The 1,336-nt window shown below is 72.5% G+C and carries 2 protein-coding genes; one reads left to right on the forward strand and one right to left on the reverse strand.

Annotated features, from left to right (window positions below; genetic code table 11):
* A partial coding sequence (locus GLP40_RS33085; protein WP_154791964.1) for an alpha/beta fold hydrolase occupies positions 1-660 on the forward strand: 660 nt, incomplete at its 5' end.
* A gap of 31 nt (positions 661-691) precedes the next feature.
* Here the strand turns inward: GLP40_RS33085 and GLP40_RS33090 are convergent.
* A partial coding sequence (locus GLP40_RS33090) for an AbfB domain-containing protein (protein ID WP_196054888.1) occupies positions 692-1,336 on the reverse strand: 645 nt, incomplete at its 5' end.

Here is a 1,336-nt window from a genome sequence, read left to right on the forward strand (position 1 = left end):
GACCGCGCCGGGTTCGACTACACGTTCGACAACGCCGCGCTCCACGTGCAGAAGCTGCTGACCAGGCTCGGCATCACCCGGTACGCCGTCAACGTGTTCGACTACGGCGCCCCGACCGCCTGGCGGCTCGCGCTGGCCGACCCCTCGGCGATCACGGCGCTCATCGTGCAGAACGGCAACGCGTACGACGAAGGCCTGGACAACGACTTCTGGAAGCCGATCAAGCGGTACTGGGCCGACCCCAGCGCCGAGAACCGCGACGCCCTGCGCGGACTGGTCACGCTGGACAGCACCCGGTTCCAGTACACCGACGGCATGGCCCACGCCACGCGCATCTCACCCGACAACTGGACCGTCGACCAGGCCCTGCTCGACCGCCCCGGCAACGACGAGATCCAGCTCGACTACTTCCTCGACTACGGCACGAACCCGGCGCTGTACCCGCCGGTGCAGGAGTGGCTGCGCACCACGCAGCCGCCGACGCTGGTGGTGTGGGGCGCGAACGACGTCATCTTCCCGGCCGAGGGTGCGCACCCGTACAAGCAGGACCTCAAGGATGTGGAGTTCCACCTGTTCGACAGTGGGCACTTCCTGCTCGAGGACCGCGCCGACGAGGTGTTCCCGCTGATCCACGACTTCCTGACCCGCAAGCTCGGTTGATCGTGCCGGGGCCCGGCGCGCTGCCGCGGCGTCAGCCCAGCGGGCGCCGGGCCCGGAACGAGCTGTCGGACCGGAACGACGCGCTGCCGTCGGACTGGTCGATCCGGAGCTGGTCGTCGACGCGGCGCAGGAAGAAGCCGCGGTAGTTGAACGACTCGAGCGAGACACTGCCGGCCGATGCGCCGGGCCGGGCGCAGAACGTGGCATCTCCGCGGAACAGGACGGTGCCGTCGTCGGAGCCGGGCTGCAACCGGAACGACGCATGACGCAGGTAGCGGCCGTCGGGGCCGAGGAACGAGAGGCAGGCCGGGTCGGCCAGGCCCCGGACCGCCCGCAGGGTGGCTCGCCGGCGGTCGTCGGCGGCGCTGGCCGGGCTGACCGGTTCGAGGGTCCCGTCCTCGCCGAACACAGAGACGTACCGGCCCGGCGCCGCAGCCGATTCCAGGGACAGCGCCCCGGTGGCCACCGATGGCGCGGTGGCCGGACCGGAGCGGCCGGGCGCGGGTGCGATGGCCCATCCGGCGACCGGGACGGTGACTCCGACGGCGAGAACGGCCGCGGCCAGCGGATGGGCGGCGGCCGCCTGCACCGCACCGGCGAGCCAGGGCCCGGAGCCGGCCGCCGGCGTGATCCCGGCCGACTTGGCCAGCGTGGCGCCGGCGAGCGCGACCGGCAC

Source organism: Nocardia aurantiaca, assembly GCF_009708175.1.
Taxonomy (GTDB): domain Bacteria; phylum Actinomycetota; class Actinomycetes; order Mycobacteriales; family Mycobacteriaceae; genus Nocardia; species Nocardia aurantiaca.